Genomic DNA, 23,585 nt, shown 5'->3' with positions numbered 1-23,585 from the left:
TGGAAGACCGCCCCCGGCCCCGTGCCGTCACTCGGGCACGCCGGTCCGGCGCACCGTCAGGCGAGGCTCAGAAGCACTCGTTGCCCTTGCCGTCACCGCTCTTGAGGGAGAGGTTCAGGCCGTTCAGCACGAACGTGCCGGCCGAGGTGGCCCGCGCGGTCTGCTGGACGCCGCTCAGGTCGGCGACCTTGGCGGACTGGGCGAACCCGGTCGCACCGGTCGGCAGGCCGGCGCCGCCGCCGCCCTTGGTGACGCCCGCGTGCGGGGTCCAGCCCTGGGTGGCCGTGCCCGAGAGGGTGGAGGCGTCCTGACCGATGTTGATGTCGGTGAAGGTCGCGTCCGCGTTCAGCTGCTCCAGGTCGATCAGCAGGTTCGTGGCCTCGACCGGCTTGTCCTTGTCCGTACCGGCGTGCAGCTGCAGGGTGATCTTGCCCATGCCGAACGCGGTCAGGTCCGTCACCACCGACTGGCACAGGTTGGTGATGGTGGCGTGGTCGAAGGCCGAGACCGCGACCGGGTGCGGCTTGCCGTTCGCCTCGATGTCGATCGAGCCGAACTGGGCGAAGTTGGTGCCGTGCAACGTGTCGGTGCTGACCTTGAACTGCTGGCCGGAAATGCTGAACGAGGCGGCGAGCGCGCTGTTGGCGATCGAGACGCCGACCATCGCGGTGGCCGCGACGCTCGGCACCATCACCAGTGCGAAGCGCTTCCAGCGGGTCTTGCCGTAGGCCTTGGACATGCGAGTCCTCCTTCTAGGACGTACATCTCCGGCTCCCCGGCGGCGCGTCCCGCGCCGGTGGGGGCCTGGGATGGGAGAGAGCTACGTCCTCGGTAGCGGAGAGCGCCTTGGGCGTCGTCGGACGCGGGAACGGCCCGCGTGCGGCGGACCTCCCGTCCCGGCACCGGACGTCCTTGCGGGACGACGGGCAGGACCGACGACATCGGCGATCACCCCCGAGCGACAACCAGCGACCGCGCAGGGCCGCGCGGCCGGTCGAAGGACAGGAACCGCCGTGGGACCGCGGATACCCCCTGCCCTCCCTCCCGTCGGCCTGGGGTCGACGGATCACCCGGTGGGGATCCCGCGCTCCGCGTGCCGACCTGTGGCCGGAGGGTGTGGAGCCCGGGACCGGGCGTGGCCGATCGTGCTTGAATCCCGGGCGAAGCACAAGAGGTGCCTTACTGACGGGTAATGCAACATCAGGCGACGTTGATCATGGAATCCGCGCCGCCCGCACCGTGCGTGACCCTCTGGAGAAACCGTGATGGCGAAATCCGCCGGAAACACCAGCGAAACACCCGCGGGTGGTCACACATGGTGACCACCCGCGGGTGAAATCAAGATTTGGTAAACCTCTGTCCAGTTGACCGGATTGTCGCCAAATCACCAGGCGACACCGCAGGTCATCCGAGGTGCCAGCCGGCGGGCCCGAACGGGGCCCGAACCGGGCGCGGGGCCGGGCACAAGGCGAGGCACCGCCCAACGGCTCAGAACAGCACGCGCGCCAGTGCCGTACGGGCCGCGACGACCCGCGGGTCCTCCGGGCCGATCACCTCGAACAGCTCCAGCAGGCGCAGCCGGGCGGTGTCCCGGTCCTCGCCGGCCGTCCGCCCGACGGTGGCGACCAGGCGCCCGAAGGCGTCCTCGACGTGACCGCCGACCAGGTCCAGGTCAGCCGCCTGGAGCTGGATCCCGACGTCCTTCGGGTCGGCCGCGGCCGCCGCCCGGACGGCCTGGAGGTCCAGGCCCTCGATCCGCTGGAGCAGTTCGGCCTGGGCCAGGCCCAGCCTGGCCTCGGTGTTGCCCGGCTCCTCGGCCAGCACGTTCCGGTAGGCCTGGATGGCGCCGGCCAGGTCGCCGGCGTCCAGCGCGTCGTGCGCGGCGGCCAGCGCCGGGTCCTCGGGGTACTGCGGGGCGACGGCCTGGGCCTCGCCCGGAGCGGCCGCACCGCCGGCCACACCGAAGCGCTGCTCGGCGACCAGGATCAGCTGGTCCAGGATCTTGCGGATGTTCGCGGCACTCTCCGCGCCCTGGAACAGCGGCACCAGCTGACCGGCCACCACGGCCATCACGGCCGGGATGCCCTGGATGCCGAACTGCTGGGAGAGCTGCGGGTTGGCGTCCACGTCGATCTTGGCGAGCACGAAGCGGCCGGCGTACTCCTCGACCAGCCCCTCCAGGACCGGGCTCAGCTGCTTGCAGGGCCCGCACCACTCGGCCCAGAAGTCGATGACGACCGGCACCTCGGTGGAGCGCTGGACGACCTCGGTCTCGAAGGTGTCCTCGGTGACGTCGATGACGAGCTGGTACGCGGACTGGGCGGGGGCGACTCCGGCCGACTCGGCGGCGGCCGCCTGACGGGCCCGCTCGGCCCGGGCCTGCTCGGCCTTCTGGGCGGCTTCGCCGGCCGCCTTCACTGCGGCGAGGTCGACCGCACCGCGCAGGGCGGCACTGTTGAGACGCGAATTCCGTGGCTGCATGGCACCATCCTCCCCCGTCGGCGCTGCCGGCGGGCACCAACCCCGGGAAAGTCGCACCGTACGGGCCGCGCGACGCGGATTCCCGGGCGCCGCGCCCCTCCCCCGGTAGCCTGAACCGTTCGGCGCGGATCCCCACCCGCGCCCGCGCCGCCCCGTCCCACGGGATGCGGCGCCTGGTTGACACTGCTTTCGCTACGAGTCGTAGCGTAACTGGAGGCGGTGCCCCGCCCGCAAGCCCCACCGGCGGTCCGGGGACGTGACCTGCCCCACTTTCCCGTGACGCCCGGCTCCCCGAATCGGCGAACAGTCGCTACCGTTACCAGCCCCGCCCAAGTTACTTACCAGTAGAGCGCAAGGAGGCCCGGTGCCGGCCGCCCAGCCCCCAGCGATCCCGGGGTCCGCGGAGCCCGCGGAAAGCACGGAGCCCGCAGAGAGCACGGAGAGCACGGACCAGGCGCGGCCCGACCCGGCCACCGCGGCCCGGTCCCCGGTCCTGGCCCCGGAGCCCGCGGGCGCCGTCCGGGCCAAGGGCCGCCCGCGCAGCGCCGCCGCCGACCGCGCGATCCTCGACGCCACCCGCGAGACCCTGGCCGAACTCGGCTGGGGCGGGCTGACCATGGGCCACGTGGCGAGCCGCGCCGGGGTCGCCAAGACCACCCTCTACCGCCGCTGGCCGTCCAAGAACGAACTCGTGGTGGACGCCGTCGCCAGCCTCTTCGACGAGCTGGAGATGCCCGACCTGGGCAGCCTGCGGGCCGACATCGAGGCCGTGGTGGCCCAGTTCGCCGACCTGCTGGCCCGCCCGGAGACCCAGGCCGCGCTGCTCGCGCTGTTCGCCGAGGGCACCCGCGACCGGCAACTGCGCCGCCGGATCCGCGAGGCCATCGTGGACCCGCAGAAGCGGCTGGTCCGCCAGGGCCGGACGGCCGCCCAGGCGCGCGGCGAGCTGGCCGCGGACACCGACCCCGACGCGGCCCGCGAGGAGGTCGACATCATCTTCGACACCATCGCGGGCACCGTCGAGCACCGTGTCCTGGTCAGCGGCGAGCCGATCACCGCCGAGTGGACCCGCCGCTTCACCGACCTGCTGCTCGGCCCGCTCACCGCCGGCTGAGCACACGACGAGGAGCCGCCGCACGGACTCCCGCACGGCGGCTCCTCGTCGGCCACGGCCTCAGAACATCGCGTTCTCCTGGTACGTCCCCCACTCCTGCCGCAGCGCGTTGCAGATCTCGCCCAGCGTCGCCTCGGCCCGCACCGCGTCCAGCATCGGCGGGATCATCGACTCGCCCGAGCGCGCCGCCGCCAGCATGGCGTCCAGCCCGGCCCGGACGGCCGCCTCGTCCCTGGCCCCCTTGCGCTCCTTCAGCGCCCGGACCTGCTCGCGCTCGACCTCGTGGCTGACCCGCAGGATCTCCAGCTCCGGGGTGACGCTGCGCGGGTGGCAGTTGACGCCGACCACGCGCTTGTCGCCCTTCTCCACCGACTGCTGGTACTGGAAGGCCGCCTCGGCGATCTCCCCGGTGAACCAGCCCTCCTCGATGCCGCGCAGGATGCCGGAGGTGATCGGGCCGATCTCGTGGTCCTCGCTGCCCTTGTCCAGGATGCGTTGGAAGATCGCCTCGGCCTGCTGCTCGATCCGGTCGGTCAGCGCCTCGACGTACCAGGAACCGCCCAGCGGGTCGGCCACGTTGGCGACGCCGGTCTCCTCCATCAGCACCTGCTGGGTGCGCAGGGCGATCTCGGCGGCCTGCTCGGAGGGCAGCGCCAGGGTCTCGTCCAGGGCGTTGGTGTGCAGCGAGTTGGTGCCGCCGAGCACCGCGGCCAGCGCCTCGACGGCGGTGCGGACCACGTTGTTGTACGGCTGCTGCGCGGTCAGCGAGACGCCCGCGGTCTGGGTGTGGAAGCGCAGCCACTGCGCCTTGTCGGTCTTGGCGCCGAAGCGGTCGCGCATCCAGCGGGCCCAGATCCGGCGGGCGGCGCGGAACTTGGCGATCTCCTCGAAGAAGTCCAGGTGCGCGTCGAAGAAGAAGGACAGGCCGGGCGCGAAGACGTCCACGTCCAGGCCGCGGGACAGGCCCAGCTCGACGTAGCCGAAGCCGTCCGCGAGGGTGTACGCCAGCTCCTGCGCGGCCGTCGCCCCGGCCTCGCGGATGTGGTAGCCGGAGACGGACAGCGGCTTGTACGCCGGGATGCCCTGGGCGCAGTACGCCATCAGGTCGCCGATCAGGCGCAGGTGCGGCTCGGGCGCGAAGAGCCACTCCTTCTGGGCGATGTACTCCTTGAAGATGTCCGTCTGGAGGGTGCCGTTGAGCACCGCCGGGTCGACGCCCTGGCGCTCGGCGGCCACCAGGTACATGCAGAAGACCGGGACGGCCGGGCCGCTGATCGTCATCGAGGTGGTGACCTCGCCGAGCGGGATGCCGGCGAACAGCACCTCCATGTCGGCGGCCGAGTCGATGGCCACGCCGCAGTGGCCGACCTCGCCGAGCGACTTGGGGTCGTCCGAGTCGTAGCCCATCAGGGTGGGCATGTCGAAGGCGACCGAGAGGCCGCCGCCGCCCGCGTCCAGGATCATCCGGTAGCGCTCGTTGGTCTGCCGGGCGTTGCCGAAGCCGGCGAACTGCCGGATGGTCCAGGTGCGGCCCCGGTAGCCGGTCGGGTGCAGACCGCGGGTGTACGGGTACTCGCCCGGCCAGCCGATCCGCTCGAATCCCTCGTAGGCCTGCCCGGCGGGCGGGCCGTAGACCGGCTCGACCTCGTCACCGGAGAGGGTGGTGAAGTCCGCGTCACGCGTGCGGGCCCTGTCGTACCGCTGCTGCCAGCGCTGCCGGCCGCGCTCGATCTCCTCGGCGTCCATGACCCCGAACTCCGCTCCGTACGGCCGCCACGGAGACGGGCGGCAGCTAGTAGGACGTCCTAACAATTTACTCGGACGTCCTACTACTTGTCGACGGATGACGCCCCCCGATCGGGACGGCGGAGGGCCCCTCCCCCGGGCAACGGGGAAGGGGCCCTCCGGAAAGACGTGCGGTCCGGCTCAGACGGCGGCCGGCCGGCGCTCGCCGGTGCCCGCCGCGAGCTTCTCGGCGGCCTCGCCGGCCACCTTGCGCTCGAAGACGAAGGAGAGGAACGGGATGCAGCCCGCGGCCAGGGTGAGCACCAGCCGGCCCATCGGCCACTTCAGCTTCTGCCCGAGCATGAAGGTCACCACGAAGTACCCGATGTAGAGGTAGCCGTGCAGCATCGCGACGTAGGTGGTGACGTCCTTGGCGGCGTCGAAGCCGTACTTCGCCACCATGAAGCCGCAGAACACCAGCAGTGCCACGCCGGTCGCGACGGCCAGGGCCCGGTACCAGCCCAGCAGGGGGGTCGCCTTCATGATCTTCCTCGCCTCGCTCGGCATTCTCGGCCGGTGCGCCCCGGATCCGCGCACCGCTCACACGAGGGTAGCCGCCTTCACACCGTCTCCTTCGCAGCCCCCTCGGCCGGCTCGGCGAAGTCGCCGGCCGCGACCCGCAGCGGCCTGAGCAGTTCGAACACCTGGCGGCACTGCTCGGCGTCGTACTCCTCCAGCCCGAACTCCATCGCCATCAGCTTCCGGGTGGCCTCCTCGACCACCTCGCGGCCGCGCCCGGTGATCGCGGCCAGCACGCCGCGGCCGTCCAGCGGGTTGGGGCGGCGGGCGACCAGGTCGGCCCGCTCCAGGCGGTCGACGGTGTTGGTGACGCTGGTCGGGTGGACCATGAGCCGCTCGCCGATCTTGGAGAGCGAGAGCTCGCCGGTGCGGCTGAAGGTCAGCAGCACCAGCGCCTCGTAGCGGGCGAAGGTCAGCCCGTACGGCTTGAGCACCGCGTCCACCCGGGACAGCAGGATCTGGTGGGCGCGCATGACCGAGGTGATCGCCGCCATCGAGGGGACTCCGCCCCAACGGCGGGTCCACAGCTCGTCGGCACGGGCGATCGGATCGAAGTCGAGAGCGAGGGGCTTGGCCACCCCCTTACCGTACCGGCGGAAGGGACGTGTGCTACCAGCCGTCCTGATGGTGGACAAGCGCGACACGTGGCGGGAACCCGCCAACCGGACGGCCAGGTCCATACCAGGACATTGCGCCGGTGTGAACGCCCACCAACGGGCGCCCGGTGCCCCGTGGTTGGCCCCGGATCGGGCCGGCGCCGCACCAGCAGGCCTCGGTTCGGGCGGCAACCCGCCGCACGGGCGGGCTATTCGCCCCTTTTGTCCGGTCGTTCACATTCCCCCGCTTTGGCGGGACTTGGCCAATCAATGAGCGAGACCTGTCATTTGACGTGCTTGATTGTCATGCTTTCGACCAACCCCGTACGGCAGCCACCGCCCCCACCCACCGGTGGCGAAGCCGTTCCGACCGCACGGGGAGCAGCACGTCAGCGCCCGTTCCGCCCCTCAGGTGCCGTCCCCGGCGCCCGGAACGCGGTGCGACCGCGTCCGCTCGCGGTTTCCCGGAAGGACTCGTTCGTGAAGCGAAAGCTCGCCGCAGTCGCCGTACTCTCCGCCACCACCCTGCTCACCGGTGTCGTCCAGGTCAGCACCGTTGCCGTCGCGGACCCCGCCCCGCACGCCAGGGACGGCCGGCAGCGCGCCGACCTGATAGCCCTGGCCGACGGCCAGGCCGGCAGGGTGGCGCAGACCCTGGCCCTCGGCGGCCAGGAGCGACTGGTCGCCAAGGACGCCGTGGTGGACGCCGACGGCACCCGCCACCTGCGCTACGAGCGCACCTTCGCCGGCCTCCCGGTTCTGGGCGGGGACCTGGTGGTGCACCAGAAGGCGGACGGCTCGACCGCCTCCGTGGACAAGGCCACCGGCGCGACCATCGCCCTGCCGAACCTCACCCCGCGGATCCCCGCCGACCAGGCCGCCGCCCAGGCGACCGGCGCCGTGCAGTCCACCGTGGGCATCGCCGCCGACGAGGACGAGTCCCCGCTGACCGAGGTGCGCCAGACCGGCGCCGCGAAGCTGGTGGTCTGGGCCGCCGACGGCAACCCGCGGCTGGCCTACCGCACCACCGTCGAGGGCCTGCGCGCCGACGGCACCCCGAGCAGCCAACTGCTGGTCACCGACGCCGCCACCGGCCGGGTGCTCTCCACCCACGAGCAGGTGCAGACCGCCGCCGGCACCGGCAAGGGCGTCTTCGTCGGCAGCGTCCCGCTGACCACCACCCAGAGCGGCTCGGCCTTCCAGCTGAAGGACGCCTCCCGCGGCGGCCAGTCCACCAGCGACCTCAAGGGCAAGACCTCGGGCAACGGCACCCTGTACACCGACGCGGACAACGCCTGGGGCGACGGCACCGTCTCCAACGGCCAGTCGGCCGCCGTGGACGCCCAGTTCGGCGCCGCCGCCACCTGGGACTTCTACAAGAACACCTTCGGCCGCAGCGGCATCAAGAACGACGGCGTCGGCGCCACCAGCCGGGTCCACTACGGCCGCAACTACGTCAACGCCTTCTGGAACGACAGCTGCTTCTGCATGACGTACGGCGACGGCGCGAGCAACACCCACCCGCTGACCGCGCTGGACGTGGCCGGCCACGAGATGAGCCACGGCGTCACCTCCGCCACCGCGAACCTCAACTACTCCGGCGAGTCCGGCGGCCTCAACGAGGCCACCTCGGACATCTTCGGCACGATGGTCGAGTGGTCCGCCAACCTGGCCGCCGACAAGCCGGACTACCTGATCGGCGAGCAGATCAACATCAACGGTGACGGCAAGCCGCTGCGCTACATGGACCAGCCGTCCAAGGACGGGCGCTCGGCCGACTACTGGTCGTCCTCGGTCGGCAACCTGGACGTCCACTACTCCTCCGGCGTCGCCAACCACTTCTTCTACCTGCTCGCCGAGGGCAGCGGCGCCAAGACCGTCAACGGCGTCGCGTACAACAGCCCGACCTCCAACGGCTCGGCCCTCGCCGGCATCGGCCGGGACAAGGCCGCCGCGGTCTGGTACCGCGCGCTGACCACCTACTTCACCTCCACCACCAACTACGCGGCGGCCCGCACCGGCACCCTGAAGGCCGCCGCCGACCTCTACGGCGCGAGCAGCGCCGAGTACGCGGCCGTCGCCGCGACCTGGGCCGCCGTCAACGTCGGCTGACGTACCCGGACAGCACACCCGGCGCCCGGGGCCTCCGGCGGGAGGACCCGGGCGTCCGCCGTCGCCGGCGGCTGTCAAGGCCGTCCGGCTGGCGGAGTCCCGCCAGCCGCGACGAACCCGGCGAAACCGGTCACCGGGCGGCAACCGAACCATCAGTTACCGGAGTTGGCGATTCTCCGCCAATCCCCGGAGGCGGCCTGTCCATCCCTGCCAACAATTGTCATGCTTCTGACCAAGTCCCGTCCGACCCTCCGCCGCCCCACCCAATTCCGACGGAGTGTCAGGAACCGCACGGGACCGGCACGTCCGCGCCCTACCGCCCCCAAGGTGCCAACCCCGGCGCCCCGGTACGCGGCGCACCCGCACGCACCTCGCGGGTCTCGTGGAAGGAACCCCCGCACGTGAAGCGAAAGCTGACTGTCGGAGCCGTACTCTCCGCCACCGCCCTGCTCGCCGGCGTCATCCAGATCGCCGCCGTCCCCGCCCAGGCCGCCGCCCCCTCGCCGGCGCAGCAGCAGTCCGCGCTGCTCGCGCTGGCCTCCGGGCAGAGCGCCCCGGTCGCCCAGGCCCTCGCCCTCGGCGGCCAGGAGAAGCTGGTGCCCAAGGACGTGGTGGTGGACCGGGACGGCACCCGTCACCTGCGGTACGACCGGACCTACGCGGGCCTCCCGGTGCTCGGCGGCGACCTGGTCGTCCACCAGAAGGCCGACGGCTCGGTGAAGTCCGTCGACCGGGCCTTCGCCGGACAGCTCTCGGTGCCGAGCCTGACCCCGGGCCTCGCCGCGCCCCAGGCCGCCGAGGCGGCCACCGCCGCGGTGCGGGCGACCGTCGGCATCGCCGCCGACGCGGACGAGGCCGCGCTCAGCCGGGTCGACGGCGCCGGCGCGCCCGAGCTGGTCCTCTGGGCCGCCGACGGCACCCCGCGACTGGCCCACCGCACGGTGGTCGAGGGCCAGCGCGCGGACGGCACCCCGAGCCGCCAGGAGGTGGTCACCGACGCCGCCACCGGCCAGGTGCTCGCCACCGACGAGCAGGTGCAGACCGCGACCGGCACCGGCAAGGGCGTCAACGTCGGCACCGTCACGCTGACCACCACCCAGAGCGGCAGCTCCTACCAGCTGAAGGACGCCTCCCGGGGCAACCAGTCCACCACCGACCTCAAGGGCGGCACCTCGGGCAGCGGCACGCTGTTCGCCAACACCACCAACAGCTTCGGCAACGGCCTGGCCTCCAACCGCGAATCCGCCGGCGTGGACGCCCAGTTCGGCGCGGCGGCCACCTGGGACTACTACAAGAACACCTTCGGCCGCAACGGCATCAAGAACAACGGCGTCGGCGCCTCCAGCCGGGTGCACTACAGCACCAACTACGTCAACGCGTTCTGGGACGACTCCTGCTTCTGCATGACGTACGGCGACGGCTCCGGCAACTCCCGCCCGCTGACCGCCATCGACGTCTCCGGCCACGAGATGAGCCACGGCGTCACCTCCGCCACCGCGAACCTCAACTACTCCGGCGAGTCCGGCGGCCTCAACGAGGCCACCTCGGACATCTTCGGCACCCTGGTCGAGTGGTCCGCCAACCTGCCGGCCGACCCGCCGGACTACCTGATCGGCGAGAAGCTCAACATCAACAACAACGGCACCCCGCTGCGCTACATGGACAAGCCGTCCAAGGACGGCGCCTCGGCCGACTACTGGTCCTCCACCGTCGGCAACAAGGACGTCCACTACTCCTCGGGCGTCGCCAACCACTTCTTCTTCCTGCTCGCCGAGGGCAGCGGGTCGAAGGTCATCAACGGGGTCAGCTACAACAGCCCGACCTCCAACGGCTCGACGATCACCGGCATCGGCCGGACCAAGGCGGCCGCGATCTGGTACCGCGCGCTGACCGTCTACATGACCTCCACCACCAACTACAAGGCCGCCCGCACCGCGACCCTGAAGGCCGCCACCGACCTGTACGGCGCGAGCAGCACCGAGTACAACACGGTCGCGGCCGCCTGGAGCGCGGTCAGCGTCAACTAGCGGTACCCGTCGACCGGGCGCCGGACGCCGGCCCGCCCGGCCCGAGCCACTCCCGGTAAGAAACGGCGACAGGCTGCCGCGGCCCTTTGGGAGAGGAGGCCGTGGCAGCCTGTCGACCGTCCACGCGGAAGCCGGGGATCAGGCGGTGGCGGGCTTGAGCTCGCCCCGCTCCTCCTTGGCCAGCATCCGCTCGGCGAAGAAGCCGCCGGTGGGCAGCACCGCGAGCACGAACATCAGGACGCCGCGCTTGGCGTCCCACTTCTGCGTCTGCCAGGCCTGGATCCAGAAGACCACGTACAGGATGAACAGCACGCCGTGGACCATGCCCATCACCGGGACGGCGTCGAACGAGGTGGTCCGCTTCAGCACCGAGCAGATCAGCAGCAGGATGAAGGAGACCCCTTCGGGGCCGGAGACCAGGCGCAGGCGGTGGACGGCGCTGCTGTTCACGATGGGTTCCTCAATACGTGGGGTCGGAGGCGCGGGCGAGCTTGTGAAGCGACTCACAAGCCTTCGGCCCATTATCGCCGAGCACACGCCCAGGCCCCCGGCCGGGGGTGGCCGCCGTGCCCGATCTCACAGCGCCCGCCGGCCGTGTCACAGCTGTGTGCCGGAACGCCGCCGGGCGGGACCGCCCGCCCCCGGGAGCCCCTATCCTGCTGCCCGCGCGCCCACCGATCCGGGCGCCGACGCATCGCACACGGGGGTAGTCACCGCATGTTCACACGCGACTGGGACCGCAGGACCTGCGCCAAACGCGGCCACGTCACCTACGCGCCGACCGAGCCCGGGCTGGCCTCCCGGCTGCACGCCTCGACCGCCCTCGGCGACGCCTGGCGCTGCCTGCGCTGCGGCGACTTCGCGCTGGGCGCCCCGCACGGCTCCGGCCCCGCCGACGAGGCCCCGCTGGTGCCCCGCGGCAAGGCGCTGCGGGACCTGTTCATCCTGCGCTTCCTGGCCGTCGAGCGGGTGCTGCGCGGGCTGCTGATCATCCTGGTCGCCTGGGCCGTGTGGAAGTTCTCCAACAGCCAGGACGCGGTGCACCGGGTCTTCGACGAGAACCTCACCGTCTTCAGGCCGGTCACCGACCACTTCCACTGGGACCTCGAACACGCGCCGATCGTCGAGACGATCCGCAAGACCTTCGAGTTCAGGAAGAGCACCCTGCTGATCGTCGCGGGCGCGCTGCTCGTCTACGCGGCGATCGAGATCGTCGAGGCGGTCGGCCTCTGGCTGAACAAGCGCTGGGCCGAGTACCTGACGGTGGTCGCCACCGCGGCCTTCCTCCCGCTGGAGGGCTACGAGTTGAGCCACCACGTCAGCGCGCTGAAGATCTGCACCCTGGCGCTGAACATCGCGGCGGTGCTCTGGATCATGCTCTCCAAGCGCCTGTTCGGGCTGCGCGGCGGCGTGGCCGCCTTCGAGGCGGAGCGCCACTCGGCCTCGCTGCTGGAGGTCGAACAGGCGGCCGGGGCCGTTCCGGGCCCCGGACAGGGGGCGCGCGCCCGGACCTGACCGGCGCGTTTGTCGCAGCCCGGTACCAGTTGGCCCGCGCACTCTCCCCGTACCGCCTCCACAGCGGCTAGATTGCGGCCGTGGCACAGTTCAGACTCCAGGGATCACGCGTGCTCGCCGTCGAGCTGGGCGGGGACGGCGTCAAGGCGCGACACGGTTCGATGGTCGCCTACACCGGGCAGATGGCCTTCAAGAAACTGACCGGCGGCGGGGACGGCCTGCGCGGCATGGTCACCCGACGACTGACCGGCGAGAAGATGACGGTCATGGAGGTGAAGGGACAGGGCACCTGCTACTTCGCCGACAAGGCCACCGAGATCAGCCTCGTCCGGCTGAACGGCGAGACGCTGTACGTCGAGTCGGACAACCTGCTCTGCACCGAGTCCGGCCTGCACACCGGCACCAGCTTCACCGGGCTGAACGGCATGTCCTCCGGCAACGGCCTGTTCACCACCAAGGTGGAGGGGCACGGCTGGGCGGCCCTCACCTCCAACGGCCCCGCGGTCATCCTGCGGGTCGACAAGAGCATGCCGCTGCGGGTGGACCCGGGCGCGTACGTGGCGCACACCGGCACCCTGCACCGCAGCCTGAAGTCGGGCGCGGGCTGGACCACGGTGATGGGCGAGGGCGGCGGCGAGGCCGTCCAGATCGAGTTCACCGGGGAAGGTCTGGTGTACGTGCAGCCCTCCGAGAAGATCACCATCGGGGGTGACGTCTGATGGGCTTCACGAAGATCAACGGCAAGATGGTCGAGGCCCAGGTGCTGCCCGGGCAGCGGCTGTTCAGCCAGCGCGGCGCGATGCTCGCCTACAGCGGCGAGGTCCGCTTCACGCCGAACATCACCGGCGGCCAGGGCGGCGTGATGTCGATGATCGGCCGCCGGGTGGCCAACGAGGACACCCCTCTGATGACCGTCGAGGGCCAGGGCCGGGTGATGTTCGGCCATGGCGGCCACCACGTCCACGTGATCGACCTGTTCGGCGACACCCTGTACGTCGAGGCGGACCGGCTGCTCGCCTTCGAGGGCACCCTGCGGCAGTCCACCATGTTCATGGGCTCGCAGGGCGGGGTGATGGGCATGGTCCGCGGCCAGGTCACCGGGCAGGGGCTGTTCACCACCAAGCTGGAGGGCCAGGGGTCGGTCGCGGTGATGGCCCACGGCGGCGTCTTCGAACTGCCCATCGTCCCCGGCCAGTCGGTGCACGTCGACCCGCAGGCGTACGTGGCGCACCGCGGCGACGTGCGCAACAAGCTGTCCACCGCGCTCGGCTGGCGCGACATGATCGGCCGCGGCTCGGGCGAGGCGTTCCAGCTGGAGCTGTCCGGACAGGGCGCGGTGTACGTCCAGGCGAGCGAGGAGAAGCTCTGATGTCCTACCCGCCGCAGCCCCCGTACGGCTCGCCGCACGACCAGCAGACCCAGCCCGGCTTCGCGGTCCCGCCGCCCCCGCCGAACCACGGCCCGCAGCAGGGCTACCCACCACCACCGCCGCCCGCCCACCAGGCCCAGCAACAGCCGTACGCCCAGGAGCAGTTCGGCGGCCCGGTGGCCCCGCTGCCGAGCGGCCACGGCGGCACCGGGCCGGTGGTGTGGGACGTCCACAGCCTGCCGGCCGGCGACAACGTCAACCCGTACGCCTTCTCGGTCGAGCTGAACGGCTCGTACTTCCTCCAGAAGGGCAAGATGGTCGCCTACTACGGCGACATCACCTTCAAGGGCGTCGGCGCCGGGGCGCTCGACCGGATGCTCGGGCAGCACTTCAACTCGCCGATGCACGCGTCGGACTGGGTGGTCGCCGAGGGCCGCGGCAAACTGCTGCTGGCCGACCGGGCGTACGACCTCAACTCGTACGACCTGGAGGACGGCAACCTGACCGTCCGCTCCGGCAACCTGCTGGCCTTCGACCCGACGCTGCGGCTCAAGCAGTCGATCATCCCCGGCTTCCTGACCCTGCTCGGCACCGGCCGCTTCGTCGCCGCCTCCAACGGCCCCGTGCACTTCGTCGAGCCGCCGCTGCGGGTGGACCCGCAGGCACTGGTCGGCTGGGCGGACTGCCCGGCGCCGTGCCACCACTACGACCACGACTACATGCACGGGCTGATCGGCGGCCTGCGGCGGCTGACCGGCCTCGGCGGCGCCTCCGGCGAGGAGCACCAGTTCGAGTTCATCGGCGCCGGCCAGGTGCTGTTGCAGTCGAGCGAGAAGCTGCTGGCGGAGCGCTCGGTCGGACAGGTCGACGCGGAGGCGGGAGTGCCGGTCGGCGGGGTGCCGAACCAGCCGGCGACCCACGCCGGAGGGAATCCGAACGTACCGGGCCTCGGTAACCTGGGCGACCTCGGACGACGTTTCGGCCTGTAAACTCGTACAAGATTGAACTAAATCGGCTATGCTGGACGGCATGGAATCGCACACGATCGACACTGCGGCCACCCCTCCGTCGCAGCCCGAGGAGGAGACTCCCTGGCTGACCGCCAGGGAGCAGCGGATGTGGCGCGCCCATCTGGAGGTCGCCAAGCTGCTGGAGTACCAGCTCAGCCGTGAACTCCAGCCGCACAACCTGGCGATCAACGACTACGAGATCCTGGTCGTGCTCTCCGAGGCCCAGGACCGCCGGCTGCGGATGACCGACCTCGCGACCGCGACCCTCCAGTCGAAGAGCCGCCTCTCGCACCAGATCACCCGCATGGAGAACGCCGGTCTGGTGCTCCGCCAGGAATGCCCCGGCGACCGCCGGGGCCTCTACGCCCACCTCACCGAGCACGGCTGGGAGACCATGCAGCGGGTCGCCCCCGACCACGTGCGCAGCGTCCGGGCGCACTTCATCGACCGCTTCACCGAGGAACAGCTCGACGCCATGTACGAGGCCCTCGCCCCGATCGCGGAACACCTGCGCGGCCTCCGCGGCCGGCCGTAGGGCCCGGCAGCCCAGCGCGGTTCCCCGCCGCCCCGCCGCGACCGTGATCGCGGCGGGGCGGCGGGGGTACCGCTCAGCTCCTGGTCAGGCCCGCGACCAGTTCGTCGGCCGCGCCGTACGGGTCCAGCGCGCCCCCGGCCACCCGCTCGGCCAGCACGGCCAGGTGCCGGTCCCCGCGCAGGTCGCCGATCCGGGCGCGCAGTTCGGCCAGCGCGATCGCCTCGATCTCCTCGGCGGCCCTGCGGCGGCGCCGCGCGGCCAGCTCGCCGTGCTCCTCCAGCCAGGCGCGGTGCTTCTCCAGCGCCTCGACCACCTCGTCCACGCCCTCGCCGCGCGCCGCGACGGTCTTGACGATCGGCGGGCGCCAGTCCCCCGCCTCCCTGGCCTCGCCGAGGCCCAGCATGTGGTTGAGCTCCCTGGCGGTGGCGTCGGCGCCGTCCCGGTCGGCCTTGTTGACCACGAAGACGTCACCGATCTCCAGGATCCCGGCCTTGGCGGCCTGGATGCCGTCGCCCATCCCGGGGGCCAGCAGCACCACGGTGGTGTCGGCCTGGGCGGCGACCTCCACCTCGGACTGGCCCACCCCGACGGTCTCGACCAGGATCACCTCGCAGCCGGCCGCGTCCAGCACCCGCAGCGCCTGCGGCGCCGCCCAGGAGAGCCCGCCGAGGTGGCCGCGGGTGGCCATCGAGCGGATGAACACCTCGGGGTCGGTGGCGTGGTCCTGCATCCGGACCCGGTCGCCCAGCAGCGCGCCGCCGGAGAACGGCGAGGACGGGTCGACGGCCAGCACCCCGACCCGCTTGCCGAGCCGCCGGTAGGCGGAGACCAGCGCCGAGGTGGAGGTGGACTTGCCGACCCCGGGCGAGCCGGTCAGGCCCACCGTGTACGCCCGCCCGGTGTACGGCGCGAGCGCGGCCATCGCCTCCCGAAGCTGCGGAGCGGCGTTCTCGACCAGCGTGATCAGCCGGGCGACCGCCCGCGGCCGGCCCTCCCGGGCCTGCTCGACCAGCGTGGCGACATCGATCATCAGGAGCTCCTAGCGCAGATGCCGAAAGGGGCCGCGGACCGCTGGTCGCGGTCCGCGGCCCTGGAGGCCGGATCGGCCGGTCAGACCTTCGGGACGCGCACGATCAGCGCGTCGCCCTGGCCGCCGCCGCCGCACAGCGCGGCCGCGCCGACCCCGCCGCCGCGGCGCTGGAGCTCCAGCGCCAGGGTCAGCACCACGCGGGCGCCGGACATCCCGATCGGGTGGCCGAGCGCGATGGCACCGCCGTTGACGTTGACGATGTCGGAGGAGACGCCCAGGTCCTTCATCGACTGGTGGGCGACGGCCGCGAACGCCTCGTTGATCTCGATCAGGTCGAGGTCGGCGACCTCCAGGCCCTCCTTGGCCAGCGCGTGCCTGATCGCGTTGGACGGCTGCGACTGGAGCGAGTTGTCCGGTCCTGCCACGTTGCCGTGGGCGCCGATCTCGGCGAGCCAGGTCAGCCCCAGCTCCTCGGCCTTGGCCTTGCTCATCACGACCACGGCGGCGGCGCCGTCGGAGATCTGCGAGGAGGTGCCGGCGGTGATCGTGCCGTCCTTGGTGAAGGCCGGGCGCAGCCTGGCCAGGCCCTCCACGGTGGTGTCGGCGCGGATGCCCTCGTCCTGGCTGAACAGCACCGGCTCGCCCTTGCGCTGCGGGACGGCGACCGGGGCGATCTCGGCGTCGAAGACGCCGTCGGCCTGCGCCTTGGCCGCCCGCTGGTGGGAGGCGGCGGCGATCTCGTCCTGCGCCTCGCGCGGGATGCCCAGGCGGGTGTTGTGCTTCTCGGTGGACTCGCCCATCGGGATGTTCTCGTAGGCGTCGGTGAGGCCGTCGTACGCCATCGCGTCGAGCATCTCGATCGCGCCGTACTTGAAGCCCTCGCGGGACTTCGGCAGCAGGTGCGGGGCGTTGGTCATCGACTCCTGGCCGCCGGCGACCACGATGTCGAACTCGCCGGCCCTGATCAGCTGGTCGGCGAGCGCGATGGCGTCGAGGCCGGAGAGGCAGACCTTGTTGATCGTCAGCGCCGGGACGCTCATCGGGATGCCGGCCTTGACGGCGGCCTGGCGGGCCGGGATCTGGCCGGCGCCGGCCTGGAGCACCTGGCCCATGATCACGTACTGGACCTGGTCGCCGGTGACACCGGCCCGCTCCAGGGCCGCCCTGATCGCGACGCCGCCGAGGTCGGCGCCCGAGAAGCCCTTCAGGGAGCCGAGCAGGCGGCCCATCGGGGTCCGCGCACCGGCAACGATCACAGAGGTGGTGTTGGTCATGGGACGGGCCCCTTCGCACGTCGTGGCCAGGTGAGAATGCGCTCAATGTACTGACCTGTTACCCGCCCGTCACCGGAGCGACGGTGTGATCGAGCGCACTGGCACCATCCAGTCAACACCGTGCCGACCCGGTCCGGGTGAACCGCCGGCCGTGTGAGCAGGCTCGCACGCCGGGTACTGGCGTCCGTCGCGGGCCATGCGCTGCACTTGGTGCACCTTCTCCCCACCACCCGGAGGTCACCGTGCTGACCCGCATCGACCACATCGGCATCGCCTGCCGAGACCTCGACAAGACGGTCGAGTTCTACCGCGCCACGTACGGTTTCGAGGTCTTCCACTCCGAGGTCAACGAGGAGCAGGGCGTCCGCGAGGCCATGCTGAGGATCAACGGCACCGACGACGGCGCAGCCTCCTACCTCCAGCTGCTGGAGCCCATCAGGACCGACTCCCCGGTGGGCAAGTGGCTGGAGAAGAACGGCGAGGGCGTGCACCACATCGCCTTCGGCACCGCGGACGTGGACGGCGACTCCGAGGCCATCAGGGACAAGGGCGTCCGGGTCCTCTACGACCAGCCGCGCGCCGGCTCGATGGGGTCGCGGATCACCTTCCTGCACCCCAAGGACTGCGGCGGCGTGCTGACCGAGCTGGTCACCTCCGCGCAGCAGGCCCAGGACGGGCACTGACCGGTGCCAGGACCGCCCCGGGGCGTGCGGCGCCCCGGGCGGCAACCGACGCCCCGTCGGTCATGACCCGTCAGTAACCTGGCCGGAAGAGCCGGAAAACCCCCCTGCGGCCATTCCCCCGCGGTGCGCTCCCACTACAATGCCCAGGTGCGCGAAGGCTCCGGGGGACGGAGGCGACGGGCACGGCCGATGACAGGCCCGTCCGCCCTCCGGTGGTGGGCCCGTCGCAAGGGGAGTCCATTACGCGGGCACGGCTGAACAGTCGCAAGACGGATCTGTCACCATTCTCCACAAGGCAAGAGTTCGCCCAGGAGTCCACTCGGACGGGGGAGCGCGGAAAAACTCCCGCGATCCCGCGCCCCGGACTCCGACGACCGCGGCGGGCGGCCCCTGATTGGCGGGGAGCCGTCCACCGGCCGCGGATGCAAGGACCAGTCGGACCGGCCCCCGGAAAACGGGAGCCCGGCACCGGCCGGGTCGAGGACGCGACCAGGAGATGGATGGGACCGCGGAGTGCGGGGCAACGACCGCTACGAGGTTGACGATCACCTCTCCCAGTTCGAGGCCGAGATGGGTCGGACTCGGAAGGAGCGGGACAAGGCAGTCGAGCATGCCGAGGACCTCGCCTACCAGGTGGAGGTGCTCCGGGCGAAGCTGCACGAGTCCCGCCGCATGCTCGCCCAGCCGCGCGCCTTCGACGCCGTTTCCGGCCAGGCCGAGCAGATGCTCCGCACCGCCGAGATGCAGGCCCAGCAGCTGCGCGCCGACGCCGAGCGCCAGCTGCGCGACTCCCAGGCCGCCACCCAGCGGATCATGGCCGAGGCCGCCGAGCGCACCTCCCGGCTGGAGGCCGAGCTCACCGCCCGCCGCCGCCAGCTCGAGGACGAGCTCGCCGAGCTGCGCCGCTCCGCGGAGCAGCACGTCAACGGCTGGGCCGAGCAGACCAGGGCCGGCTCCGAGCAGGAGGCCCAGCGGCTGCTCCAGGAGGCCCGCGCCGAGTCCGAGCGGATGGTCGCCGCCGCCCGTGCGGAGGCCGTCGCCCTCGCCGACCAGGCCCGCGCCAGGACCGCCGCCGACGTGGACGCCGCCCGCGGTGAAGCCCAGGCCGCCGCCGAGGCCGCCCTCCACCGGGCCCAGACCGATGCCGAGCGCCTGCTGCGCGCCGCCTCCGAGCAGGCCCAGCAGGCCGGTGCCCAGGCCGCCGCCGACGTGGACGCCGCGCGCGGCGAGGCCCAGCAGCAGCTCGCCGCCGCGCACGCCGCCGCCGAGGGCCAGCTGGCCGCCGCGCAGGCCGAGATCGGCCGGCTCACGTCGCAGGCCTCCGCCGAACAGGCCAGGGCCGAACAGCAGCTCTCCGCCGCCAAGGCCGAGATAGAGAGGCTGCGCGCCGAGGCCATCGCCGAGGCGGAGCGCACCCGCCACGAGGCCACCGAGCTGCGCAACCAGGCCGAGCAGGCCGCCGAACAGCTCCAGGCCGACGCCGAGGCCGCCGCCGAGCGCAAGGTCGCCGACGGCGAGGCCGCCAACGAGCAGCGCTCGCAGACCGCCAGGGCCGAGGTGGCCCGGATGGTCGCCCAGGCCACCAAGGAGGCCGAGGCGATCCGCGCCGAGGCCGAGGCCGTCCGGACCGAAGCCACCACCAAGCAGGCCGAGGCCGACGCCGCCAGGGCCGCCGCGGCCGAGGAGAGCGAGCGGCTGCGGGCCACCGCCGCGTCGGTCGCCACCGAGCTGAAGTCCGAGGCCGAGGCGGCGATCGCCGAACTGCGCGCCCAGGCCGAGCGGGACGTCGCCGAGCTGCGGGCACAGGCCGAGGCCGACGCCCTGCGGCTGCGCGGCGAGGCCGAGGAGGCGGGCCGGGCGGCCGGCGCCAAGGACGCCACCGTCCACCTCGCCAAGGCCGCCAAGACCGCCGAGGAGGTGCTCGGCCGGGCCGACCGGGACGCCGAGACGGCGCGCGGCGAGGCCGCCGCCGAGGCCGAGCGGATCCGTGCCGAGGCCGCCGCGGAGGCGCAGCGGCTGCGCGAGCAGGCCCAGGCCGCCGTCGAGCAGGCCCAGAACGCCGCCCTGGACGACGCCGCCGCGATCCGCGAGCGGATCGAGCAGATGCAGGACGAGGCGGCCCGGCTGCGGGCCGAGGCCGAGGAGCTGCGCGCCCAGGCCGCCGCCGAGGCCGACCGGGTGCGCGGCGAGGCCCGCCGCCAGGCCGTGGCCCAGATCGAGGAGTCGGCGAAGAACGCCGAGGAGCTGCTCACCAAGGCCAAGGCCGACGCGGACGACCTGCGCGCGGGCGCGGCCGCGGAGGTCGAGCGGCTGCGCGAGCACGCCCAGGAGCAGGCGGCCGAGACCCAGGGACGGGCCGAGCAGACCCTGACCCGGGCCCGCGCCGAGGCCGGGAAGATCACCGGGACCGCCGAACAGCAGGGCCAGGACGCGCTCGCCTCCGCCAAGGCCGCGGCCGCCGAGAACCGGGCCGCCGCCGAGCGTGAGACCGCCGAACTCCGGCGCGAGGCAGCCGAGTTCGACCAGCGGGTGCGCGCCGAGGCGACCGCCGCCGCGGAGGCCCTGAGCACCGAGGCGCAGGCCGGGGCGAACTCCGTCAGGGACGCCGCGGTGGCCGACGCCGAGCGCGTGCGCACCGAGGCCGACACCGAGGCCGCCCGCACCAGGGCCGAGGCCGACGCGGCCGCGAACGCGCTGCGCGAGGAGAGCCGGCGCGAGCGCGAGGAGGCCGCCGACGGGCTGCGCCGCGAGCGCGAGGAGACCGCCGAGCAGCTGACCACCGCCACGGCCGCCCGCGAGCAGGCCGAGCAGGCCGCCGAACAGCTCCGGGCCGAGGCCGAGCACGCCGCCGCCGAGCTGCGGGCCCTCGCCCAGCGCGAGACCACCCGGCAGCGGGAGACCGCGGAGGCCTACGCCGACCGCCTCCGCACCGAGGCCGAGCAGCACGCCGCCGACCTCACCGAGCGCACCGCGGCCGAGACGGCCGAGGTCCGCGAGGCCGCCGCCAAGCACAGCGCCGAGGTCCGCGAAGCCGCCGACAAGCACGCCGAAGAGGTCTGCGAGGCGGCCGACGCCTACGCCGCGGAGCAGCACACCACCGCGGACGCCTACGCCGCGCAGACCAGGGCCGAGGCCGAGCAGCACGCCGCCGACCTCACCGAGCGCACCGCGGCCGAGACGGCCGAGGTCCGCGAGGCCGCCGCCAAGCACAGCGCCGAGGTCCGCGAAGCCGCCGACAAGCACAGCGCCGAGGTCCGCGAAGCCGCCGACGCGTACGCCACCGAGCAGCACACCGCCGCCGACGCCTACGCCGCCGAGACCAGGGCCGAGGCCGACCGGCACAGCGCCGACGTCCGCGAAGCCGCCGACGCCTACGCCGGCGACGTCCACGAGCAGGCCGACGCCTACGCCGCCGAGCAGCGCACCGCCGCCGACGAGGTGCTGGAGCGGTCCCGGGCCACCGCCGAGCAGTACCGGACCGAGGCCGCCAAGGACGCCAAGGCGACCCGCGAGAAGGCCGCCGCCGAACTGGCCCTGGCCAACGAGCAGGCCGAGACCGTCCGGGCCGAGGCCGGCCGCGCGCTGTCCGAGGCCCGCGCCGCCGCCGACGGCATCCGCACCGAGGCCGCCGCCGAGCTGGAGCAGGCCAAGGCCGACCGCGCCGAGCTGATCGCCGCCGCCAAGGCCGAGGGTGCCGAGCTGGTGGCCACGGCCGAGGAGGAGGCCGCCGAGGTCCGCCAGTCGGTCGCCGGCATGCACGAGGCCGGCGCCGAGCAGATCGCCGCGCTCAGGGCCGCCGCCGAACAGGAGGTCGCCGAGGTCCGCGAGGCCGCCGAGCAGGACGCCACCGAGCTGCGCGCCCTCGCCGAGCGCGAGACCACCGAGCAGCGCGAGTCCGCCGACGCGTACGCCTCCGAGCTGCGCGCCCTGGTCGAGCGCGAGAGCGCCGAGCTGCGCGAGCTCACCGACCGCGAGACGGCCGACCTGCGCGCCCGCGCCGAGGCCGAGACCACCGCCCTGCGCGAGCAGACCGAGCTGGAGCTGGCCGCCGAGCTGGAGGCCGCCGAGAACGAGCTCGGCCGTCTGCGTGCCGAGGCCCACGCCTACGACGAGCAGCTGCGCGCGGACGCCGAGGCCGAGCTGCGCGCCGCCCAGGAGGCCGCTGAGCAGCTGCGCGCCGACGCCGGGGCACAGGCCGCCCGTACGGTGGCCGAGGCCGAGGCCAGGGGCGCCCGCGCCGTCGCCGACGCCGAGGAGCTGGCCGCCGGTCTGCGCGCCGAGGCCGAGGAGTACGCCCTCGCCACCCGCACCCTGGCCGACGACTACGACTCCGCCACCCACGCCCGCGCCGACGCCTTCGACGCGGAGACCAGGGAGGCCGCCGAGCAGTTCGACAAGTCCACCCGCGCGCGGGCCAAGTCCGTTCTGGAGAAGGCCTTCGCGGACGCCGAGGCGCTCGGCGAGGACGCCCAGACCACCGCGCTGGCCACCACCGCCGCCGCCGAGGAGCAGGCGGACGCGATGGTCGCCGCCGCCCGCAAGGAGGCCGGCCGGCTGGTCGCCGCCGGCGAGGCGGCCGGTCAGGCCGAGGTCGAGAAGGGCCGCTCCGACGCGGACGCCCTGCTCGCCGAGGCCCGCCGGGACGCGACCGCGATCCGCGAGCGCGCCGAGGAGCTGCGCGAGCGCACCGACGCCGAGGTGGAGGCGCTGCACGAGCGCGCCCGCAAGGAGAACGCGGCGGCCATGAAGTCGGCCGGCGAGCGGGTGGACGCGCTGGTGACGGCCGCTCAGGAGCAGCTGACCGAGGCCGAGGAGCAGGCGGTGGCCACCGTCGCCGAGGCCGAGGACCGGGCGGCGACCCTGGTCGCCGCGGCCGAGGACCGGGCCGCCGAGCTGACCTCGGAGGCGTCCGCGGAGGCCAGCAAGGTCCGGATCTCCGCCGTCCGCAAGGCCGAGGGCCTGCTGAAGGAGGCGGAGACCAAGCTCGCCGACTCCACCGGCCGCGCCGAGGCGCTGATCGTCAAGGCCGAGGCCAGGTTCCGGTCGTCCGAGACCGAGGCCGAGGAGCGGCTGGAGCAGGCGTCCACCGAGGCGGAGAAGCGGCTGCGGGACGCCGACGAGGCCGCGGACGAGCAGATCGAGCTGGCGAAGGCGGAGGCCGAGCGGCTGCTCGCCGAGGCCAAGGCCGAGGCGAAGCGGGTCACCGACGAGGGCCGGCGCGAGCTGGACGAACTGGTGCGCCGCCGCAAGGACATCAACACCGAGATCTCCAGGGTCCAGGACGTGCTGTCCGCCCTGGAGGCGTTCGAGGCGCCGTCACCGGTCGCCCAGGTCAACGGGGGAAGCAGCACCAAGAAGGACGGGGGCGCCAAGGCCGGTGCCGGAGTTGGCTCCCCCCGGTCGGGTGGCAATCGCTCCAAGAGCTCACCACCCGATTGAGCGGACATTGGCGGCCATTGTCCGTGAGAGGACGGCGTATCGCCGTCGACACTCCGGTACCGTGTCAGGATTCCCTCAACCACCTCAGCGGTTTGA

General features: G+C 72.8%; 18 protein-coding genes. 10 read left to right on the top strand and 8 right to left on the bottom strand.

The genetic code is table 11. The features are described 5' to 3' along the window. Positions 1-67 precede the first annotated feature (67 nt). Both ACZ7C5_RS15900 and ACZ7C5_RS15895 read right to left on the bottom strand, forming a co-directional pair. Positions 68-739: a DUF6230 family protein gene (locus ACZ7C5_RS15900; protein ID WP_401083608.1), complete on the bottom strand. Its 672-nt coding sequence runs from the start codon at positions 737-739 to the stop codon at positions 68-70. 749 nt (positions 740-1,488) lie between these two features. Then, positions 1,489-2,481 carry a tetratricopeptide repeat protein gene (locus tag ACZ7C5_RS15895; protein ID WP_401083606.1) on the bottom strand — a complete coding sequence of 331 codons (993 nt, stop codon included), beginning with the start codon at positions 2,479-2,481 and terminating at the stop codon, positions 1,489-1,491. 493 nt (positions 2,482-2,974) lie between these two features. On the opposite strand from ACZ7C5_RS15895, the gene ACZ7C5_RS15890 reads away from it, so the two are divergent. After that, positions 2,975-3,595, top strand: coding sequence for a TetR/AcrR family transcriptional regulator (locus tag ACZ7C5_RS15890; RefSeq protein WP_401083762.1), 621 nt, complete (start codon positions 2,975-2,977; stop codon positions 3,593-3,595). A gap of 60 nt (positions 3,596-3,655) precedes the next feature. On the opposite strand, the gene ACZ7C5_RS15885 is transcribed toward ACZ7C5_RS15890, so the two are convergent. From ACZ7C5_RS15885 to ACZ7C5_RS15875, 3 genes are all read right to left on the bottom strand, one after another. Continuing rightward, the gene (locus ACZ7C5_RS15885; RefSeq protein WP_470322753.1) at positions 3,656-5,341 is read right to left on the bottom strand and encodes an acyl-CoA mutase large subunit family protein; all 1,686 of its coding nucleotides are present in this window, start codon (positions 5,339-5,341) and stop codon (positions 3,656-3,658) included. A 180-nt stretch (positions 5,342-5,521) separates the two neighbouring features. After that, a complete protein-coding gene (locus ACZ7C5_RS15880) occupies positions 5,522-5,863 on the bottom strand; it encodes a DUF3817 domain-containing protein (RefSeq protein WP_401083602.1) in 342 nt (113 codons plus the stop codon). Between the two features lie 77 nt (positions 5,864-5,940). Continuing rightward, positions 5,941-6,477 (bottom strand): MarR family winged helix-turn-helix transcriptional regulator, encoded by a 537-nt coding sequence (locus ACZ7C5_RS15875; protein WP_470322752.1) that lies wholly within the window; start codon positions 6,475-6,477, stop codon positions 5,941-5,943. Positions 6,478-6,975: 498 nt separating this feature from the next. On the opposite strand from ACZ7C5_RS15875, the gene ACZ7C5_RS15870 reads away from it, so the two are divergent. Both ACZ7C5_RS15870 and ACZ7C5_RS15865 read left to right on the top strand, forming a co-directional pair. Further along, positions 6,976-8,607 (top strand): M4 family metallopeptidase, encoded by a 1,632-nt coding sequence (locus ACZ7C5_RS15870; RefSeq protein ID WP_470322751.1) that lies wholly within the window; start codon positions 6,976-6,978, stop codon positions 8,605-8,607. Positions 8,608-9,008: 401 nt separating this feature from the next. Further along, complete coding sequence (locus ACZ7C5_RS15865; RefSeq protein WP_401083597.1) at positions 9,009-10,634, top strand: M4 family metallopeptidase; 1,626 nt, start codon at positions 9,009-9,011, stop codon at positions 10,632-10,634. Positions 10,635-10,772: 138 nt separating this feature from the next. Here ACZ7C5_RS15865 and ACZ7C5_RS15860 read toward each other — a convergent pair whose 3' ends face one another. Continuing rightward, positions 10,773-11,084, bottom strand: coding sequence for a DUF3817 domain-containing protein (locus ACZ7C5_RS15860; protein WP_401083595.1), 312 nt, complete (start codon positions 11,082-11,084; stop codon positions 10,773-10,775). Between the two features lie 267 nt (positions 11,085-11,351). On the opposite strand from ACZ7C5_RS15860, the gene ACZ7C5_RS15855 reads away from it, so the two are divergent. The 5 genes from ACZ7C5_RS15855 (at position 11,352) to ACZ7C5_RS15835 (ending at position 15,063) form a co-directional block, all read left to right on the top strand. Then, entirely contained in the window at positions 11,352-12,149 is a 798-nt protein-coding gene (locus ACZ7C5_RS15855; RefSeq protein ID WP_401083593.1) for a DUF2127 domain-containing protein, read from the top strand. A gap of 80 nt (positions 12,150-12,229) precedes the next feature. After that, a complete protein-coding gene (locus ACZ7C5_RS15850) occupies positions 12,230-12,868 on the top strand; it encodes an AIM24 family protein (RefSeq protein WP_401083592.1) in 639 nt (212 codons plus the stop codon). After that, positions 12,868-13,518, top strand: a complete 651-nt coding sequence (locus ACZ7C5_RS15845) for an AIM24 family protein (RefSeq protein ID WP_188295818.1) — start codon at positions 12,868-12,870, stop codon at positions 13,516-13,518. The genes ACZ7C5_RS15850 and ACZ7C5_RS15845 overlap by 1 nt, the downstream gene beginning before the upstream one ends. A 176-nt stretch (positions 13,519-13,694) precedes the next feature. Continuing rightward, positions 13,695-14,507 (top strand): AIM24 family protein, encoded by an 813-nt coding sequence (locus ACZ7C5_RS15840; protein ID WP_401083760.1) that lies wholly within the window; start codon positions 13,695-13,697, stop codon positions 14,505-14,507. 40 nt (positions 14,508-14,547) lie between these two features. Continuing rightward, positions 14,548-15,063, top strand: coding sequence for a MarR family winged helix-turn-helix transcriptional regulator (locus tag ACZ7C5_RS15835; protein ID WP_188295819.1), 516 nt, complete (start codon positions 14,548-14,550; stop codon positions 15,061-15,063). Between the two features lie 73 nt (positions 15,064-15,136). On the opposite strand, the gene meaB is transcribed toward ACZ7C5_RS15835, so the two are convergent. After that, positions 15,137-16,093 carry a methylmalonyl Co-A mutase-associated GTPase MeaB gene (gene meaB, locus ACZ7C5_RS15830; protein ID WP_401083589.1) on the bottom strand — a complete coding sequence of 319 codons (957 nt, stop codon included), beginning with the start codon at positions 16,091-16,093 and terminating at the stop codon, positions 15,137-15,139. A gap of 80 nt (positions 16,094-16,173) precedes the next feature. Then, a complete protein-coding gene (locus tag ACZ7C5_RS15825; protein ID WP_401083587.1) occupies positions 16,174-17,367 on the bottom strand; it encodes an acetyl-CoA C-acetyltransferase in 1,194 nt (397 codons plus the stop codon). A gap of 242 nt (positions 17,368-17,609) precedes the next feature. On the opposite strand from ACZ7C5_RS15825, the gene mce reads away from it, so the two are divergent. Together mce and ACZ7C5_RS15815 are read left to right on the top strand one after the other, a co-directional pair. After that, on the top strand, positions 17,610-18,050 hold the full coding sequence (gene mce, locus ACZ7C5_RS15820) for a methylmalonyl-CoA epimerase (protein ID WP_401083585.1): 441 nt from the start codon (positions 17,610-17,612) through the stop codon (positions 18,048-18,050). Positions 18,051-18,563: 513 nt separating this feature from the next. Further along, positions 18,564-23,489: a hypothetical protein gene (locus ACZ7C5_RS15815; RefSeq protein WP_470322750.1), complete on the top strand. Its 4,926-nt coding sequence runs from the start codon at positions 18,564-18,566 to the stop codon at positions 23,487-23,489. Positions 23,490-23,585 lie beyond the last annotated feature (96 nt).

This window comes from Kitasatospora sp. NPDC036993, assembly GCF_055607525.1.
Note: the sequence above shows the minus strand (reverse complement) of the source record. Positions and strands in the feature narration are given on the sequence as shown.

Bases quoted from the DNA above. Each gene is read 5' to 3' on its own strand.
- ACZ7C5_RS15845 (WP_188295818.1), top strand. From the start codon at position 12,868: ATGGGCTTCACGAAGATCAACGGCAAGATGGTCGAGGCCCAGGTGCTG.
- ACZ7C5_RS15825 (WP_401083587.1), bottom strand. From the start codon at position 17,367: ATGACCAACACCACCTCTGTGATCGTTGCCGGTGCGCGGACCCCGATG.
- ACZ7C5_RS15835 (WP_188295819.1), top strand. From the start codon at position 14,548: ATGGAATCGCACACGATCGACACTGCGGCCACCCCTCCGTCGCAGCCC.
- ACZ7C5_RS15900 (WP_401083608.1), bottom strand. From the start codon at position 739: ATGTCCAAGGCCTACGGCAAGACCCGCTGGAAGCGCTTCGCACTGGTG.
- ACZ7C5_RS15895 (WP_401083606.1), bottom strand. From the start codon at position 2,481: ATGCAGCCACGGAATTCGCGTCTCAACAGTGCCGCCCTGCGCGGTGCG.
- ACZ7C5_RS15880 (WP_401083602.1), bottom strand. From the start codon at position 5,863: ATGAAGGCGACCCCCCTGCTGGGCTGGTACCGGGCCCTGGCCGTCGCG.
- ACZ7C5_RS15885 (WP_470322753.1), bottom strand. From the start codon at position 5,341: ATGGACGCCGAGGAGATCGAGCGCGGCCGGCAGCGCTGGCAGCAGCGG.
- ACZ7C5_RS15855 (WP_401083593.1), top strand. From the start codon at position 11,352: ATGTTCACACGCGACTGGGACCGCAGGACCTGCGCCAAACGCGGCCAC.
- meaB (WP_401083589.1), bottom strand. From the start codon at position 16,093: ATGATCGATGTCGCCACGCTGGTCGAGCAGGCCCGGGAGGGCCGGCCG.